Below are 4,866 nucleotides of genomic sequence, written 5' to 3' on the forward strand. Positions count from 1 at the left end.
TGGCCGCTCTGGCAGCCACTTACACACTCGTTCCGGTGAAGGGGCAGCGGGGGAAGGGGCTGTGCGGTTCTGTCTGGTGGGACGGGTGTGCCGGGGCGGTCGTCCGCCGGCATGCGGGGTGGTGGCGCCCGTACGGACCGTGTGGTGTTGTGTGGGTCGTGCGGGCGGCAGCCGATGAGTGTCGGTGATGCCGGCGGGCGGGCCGGGAAGGGGTCGGGCGTGACAGGGCGGAACGTGGCGGAAGAGCTCGGTGACGAGGAGTTCGTCGACGCGCTGCCCAAGGTGGAGCTGCACGTCCATCTTGAGGGATCCATGCGTCCGCGGACCCTGCTCGCCCTGGCGCGCCGCCACGGGGTGGACGATCTGCCCACCGACATCGAGAGCCTGACGAAGTTCTACGAGTTCCGCGACTTCGACCACTTCATCGAGGTGTATCTGGCCGCCGTCCGGGTGCTGCGGGACGCTGACGACTTCGCCGTCCTCGCCAGGGAGACCGCGCTGGGGCTCGCCGGCCAGGGGGTCCGGTATGCCGAGATCACTTTTACGCCGTTCCTGCATATCGGGCGTGGCATCGACGCCGACGAGCTCTTCGGCGGCATCGAGCGGGGCCGCCTGGACGCCGAGCGGGAGACCGGCATCCAGGTGCGGTGGGTGACCGATATTCCCGGCCTGCCGGGCATGGACCTGCGCCCCGCGTCCGAGGGCACCGTCGAGTTCGCGCTGAGCCGCCGGGAGTCCGTGATCGCGCTCGGTCTCGGCGGGCCGGAGGCCGGTGTGCCCCGCCCGCAGTTCGCCGAGGCGTTCACCGTCGCGCGGGACGCCGGGCTGCACCGCGTCCCCCACGCCGGCGAGACCACCGGGGCGCGCACCGTCTGGGACGCCCTCGAGTACCTGCACGCCGAGCGCATCGGCCACGGCATCCGGGCCCTCGACGACCCGGCCCTCGTTGATCATCTACGGGCACACCGCATCCCGTTGGAGGTGTGCCCGACGTCGAACCTGCGCACCGGGGTCGTCGCGGGCTATCCGGACCACCCGCTGCCCACGATGATCGAACTGGGGCTGCCGGTCAGTCTCAACAGCGACGATCCACCCATGTTCGGTACCACGCTGCGTGACGAATACCTGCACGCGCTGCGCAGCCTGGGGCTGCGCCGCGACCAGGTGGTCGATCTGGCCGCGGCCGCGGTGGAGCACTCGTTCGCTCCCGCCCCGCTCAAGGATGCCCTCCGCGCCGAGATCGCCGCGGCCGCCGACCGCCTCCAGGCCGCTTCCTGACCCAGGCCGCTGGTCTCTTTCCCCCTGTGCGCCCAGGCCGGCACGGTCGAACGGCTGGCGGCCCCGTTGGCGCGGCCGTCAGCTCCGCTCTGTCACCCCGTGCGGCTTGCGCACCTCGGCTTGGACGCCGTCTTCGAGGTCTGGAACCGCTGACTGGCCCTGCTGGCATGTTCGCCGGCAGGGCCAGTCAGCGACCGGTCTGACGACCGGTTCAGGCCGGGTTCAGGCCGAGAGGGTGTGGATGTTGGGCGTAGTGGCCTCTGCGGCCGGGTTCGCTGCCGGCGACGGGCTGTCCTCGCCGGAAGCACCGGAAGCACCGGAAGCGCTGGAAGCACCGGAAGCGCCGGCGGCAGCCGGGGAATCCGCGGCGTTCGGGGAATCCGGGGGAGCCGGGGCCCGGGTGGTGCCGGTGACGGTGCCGGTGGCCGGCGCGCCCGGCGGTGTAGGACCGGTGGCCGGGAGGACCGGGCGGCGGCCGGCCGCCCGCGCGGGGGAGAAGGCAGTACGGATCACGGCGAGCAGAAAGCTCAGGATGGTCGTCCCGGTTCCCGCGACGATCATGCCGGCCCGTGCGAGGCCCGCCGGGCGTCCCCGGAGAAAGGCCCCGAGACCGCCACGCACCCCGCGTGGCAGCACCTTGAGAACGAAGTCGCGTTCAGGGCCGAGCGGGCCGCGTGCCGGCGTGCGGTAGCCCGCGCACAAACGCCGGAGCGTGGCCTTTGACGCGCCTTCCGCCCAGCACCGGCGCACGACGTACGAGGGACGCTGCCGTTGGGCGGGCACCTGATGATGGATGACCGCGGCCGGTTCATGCACGAACCGGCCGTCCGGGATCAGGGCGGCGGCGCGGACGCACAGCTCCGTTTCCTCGCAGCCCGACGCTCCCCTGAGCTGCCGGCCCAGGCGGGTGTCGAAACCGCCGGCGGTGGTGAACACGCTCCGCCGGAACAGGGCGCAGCCACCGAAAACATTACGCACGGTAGTCTGCTGGGTGGGTAGGCCCTGGTGGCTGCAACCGACCGTCCAGAGCAGTTCGGGCGGGAACCAGCCGGGTTTCTCACCGCCCCAGTCAGGGGTCACCCAGCCGCCGACTCCCAGAATGTCGGGGCCGGCGGTCGCGACCTGCACGAGAGATGACAGCCAGGACGGATCGGCGACCGCGTCATCGTCCAGAAATGCCACGAACTCGCTGTCGACCGCGGCAATACCGACATTACGCGCATGGGACAGCCCGGTACGCCCCCCGGTGCTGAGGACGAGTTCGGCACCGGCCCGCTCACGCAGCCGGGCGAGCAGCTCGTCGTCACCGTCCACGACTACGACGACACGTTCCGGGCGTAGTTTCTGGTCCTGGAGCGAGTCGAGAGCGTTCATGAGTTGCGGCCATCGTGCCACGAGATGACTGCACACCACGACACTGACACTGGTCACGGTTTTCTCCACGGACGTTCGGGGCCTCGGGACGGCGTGAACGGGACGGCGTCCGCGCCGTCTTCCGGCCAGCTGGTGCGGCCGGCCGGCGGGCGGGCTTCCGGTAAACCGGTCATGGTTGTTCCTGGACGGCCGGCTCCTGGCGCGCGCGCAGGCCGCGCCGGGCGGCCCGGAAAGCACGCCACGGGGTCCGGGTGCCACGTCGCAGGTACGGAACAACCCCGGGCTGGCCACCGCGGACCAGCGCGAGGGCCTGTTCCGGGCTCGTCGAGCCGGTGACTATCAGCCGGCTTATCGAGAACGGGGACGTGTCACGGCGGTGAATGCGGTATCCCACCTCACAGGCGGAGGCGAAACCGGCGTCCGCCACGGCCGCGCGGACAGCTCGTGTGTGATAGCCGAACGGGTAACAGAAACTCCGGGCGGGAGAGCCGAGCTCGGCTCCGAGCAGGCGGCGGCTGGTCTCGACGTCACGGCGCAGTTCGGGGCCGGCCAGCAGGTCGAGGTCGGTGTGCCGGTGGCCGTGCGAGCCGATCTCGTAGCCGGCGGCGTGGAGATCCCGCAGGTCGGACCAGGCCAGCAGGGGGGATGCGCCCTCCGGGTAGGCCGACAGCCAGGTCGCCCGGCCGCCCACGTAGGCGGTGGGGGCGTAGAGGGTCGCTCCGGCGCCCACCTGCCGCAGTGCCGGGACGGCGTGCGTGGAGAAATCCGCGAAAGCGTCGTCGAAGGTGATCGCGACATGTTTCCCGGCTGGTTGGGAAAGCGCTTCGGAAAGGCCCAGCAACTGGTAGCCGGCCGCACTCAGGCAGGCTAGCTGCTCGACGAGCAGCGCCGGCGGGACCTGCCATCGACGAAATGCCGCGCTGGCGCCGTTGCCGATACTGTGGAACATCAGCACGGGCAGGACGGAGAAACTTTCGGTCATGCCCGGCCCCGGGTGGTGGTTTTGTTTCTCCGGTTGGCCGTGCCGGGCCGCGATGTGCGCGGATTGTTTCCGTTGCGCTGCCCCGTTGATTCACCGGCACGATAGTGATCGTGTCGGGGTTGTGGCGCCGAGGGGCTCCGGGGTGGCTGGCGAGAAACTTCTCCACCGGCTGAACACGAGCGCGCCAGCACTGGTCGCGCCAATGTTTTCCTCCCAGGGGCCCGGGGATGTGGGCCGTCGGCGGTGCGAAAAACCATGATCGCGCTGCCCCCCGGCCCGCTGACGGACGTTTGAAATCTTCCGCTGGAAATCATAGCACCACGGGTGTGAAGGAACGTGCCATGATCCAGGAAATAGTCTGACGACTACCGTCCGAAGCTGACCGGATGTATTGCGTCGTCCCCGGTTGGTTTACCGAGTTTTCCTGATGCCCTGGTGGGCGCGCGGCGGCGGTGGCACCTGACGATGATTCCCACCGCCCCGGCCGGCCGAAAGCTTTTCGATCATCTTTTTCGTGGCCCGGGCCCGGGCCCGGGCCCGGAGCCCCCGCCCCGCTCCACCCGGCCGGTGCCGGCTTCCCGGCTCGGGCGGACCTCCCGAACGGGGCGGATTCCCGGCTCAGGCCGGGATGTCGGTCCGCGTCGGCGCGCCAGCGGTCGCGGGGAAGGAGCCGCCCGCGACCCGTATGGTCAGCGCGTCCCCGGGGCCGGCCTGGCCGGGGTCGCGCACGACGGATCCGTCGGCGGCTCTGCGTACCAGCGCGTATCCCCGGTCCAGGGTGGCCGCTGGTGACAGCGCGTGCAACTGGGCCGACGCGTGGGCCAGTTCCTGCTCGGCCCGCTCCAGCCGGTGGAGCACGCAGCGCCGCCCACGGAAGCGCAGCGCCTGGATGTGCTCGTCGTGACGGTCGAGCTCACGCCCGGGCGCGGCCAGCGCCGGGCGGCCGCGCAGGTCGGCCAGCCAGCGCTCCTCCCGGTCCAGGCGCTGCTCGACGGCCCGCCGGGCCCGGCCACGCAGCGTCGTCACCAGCGTGAGCTGTTCGGCCACGTCCGGGACCACCCGCTTGGCCGCGTCCGTCGGCGTGGACGCCCGCACGTCCGCGACGAAGTCGAGCAGGGGCGCGTCCTGCTCGTGACCGATCGCGGAGACCACCGGGGTGACGGCCGCGGCCACGGCCCGTACCAGCGCCTCGTCGGAGAACGGCAGCAGATCCTCCAGCGACCCGCCGCCGC

At 71.3% G+C, this 4,866-nt stretch carries 4 protein-coding genes; 1 reads left to right on the plus strand and 3 read right to left on the minus strand.

Features of this window, described 5'->3' with window-relative positions:
• Positions 1-174: 174 nt before the first annotated feature.
• Positions 175-1,278 (plus strand): adenosine deaminase, encoded by a 1,104-nt coding sequence (gene add / locus AC5LUJ_RS12495; RefSeq protein ID WP_250283465.1) that lies wholly within the window; start codon positions 175-177, stop codon positions 1,276-1,278.
• Between the two features lie 222 nt (positions 1,279-1,500).
• Here add and AC5LUJ_RS12500 read toward each other — a convergent pair whose 3' ends face one another.
• The 3 genes from AC5LUJ_RS12500 to xseA all read right to left on the minus strand — a co-directional run.
• Positions 1,501-2,709, minus strand: coding sequence for a glycosyltransferase family 2 protein (locus AC5LUJ_RS12500; RefSeq protein WP_250283467.1), 1,209 nt, complete (start codon positions 2,707-2,709; stop codon positions 1,501-1,503).
• A 112-nt stretch (positions 2,710-2,821) separates the two neighbouring features.
• Positions 2,822-3,634 carry a polysaccharide deacetylase family protein gene (locus AC5LUJ_RS12505; protein ID WP_250283468.1) on the minus strand — a complete coding sequence of 271 codons (813 nt, stop codon included), beginning with the start codon at positions 3,632-3,634 and terminating at the stop codon, positions 2,822-2,824.
• A gap of 618 nt (positions 3,635-4,252) precedes the next feature.
• The coding region (gene xseA, locus AC5LUJ_RS12510) for an exodeoxyribonuclease VII large subunit (protein ID WP_493464972.1) at positions 4,253-4,866 on the minus strand (614 nt) is incomplete at its 5' end.

The organism is Protofrankia sp. CiP1_Cm_nod3, assembly GCF_982290655.1.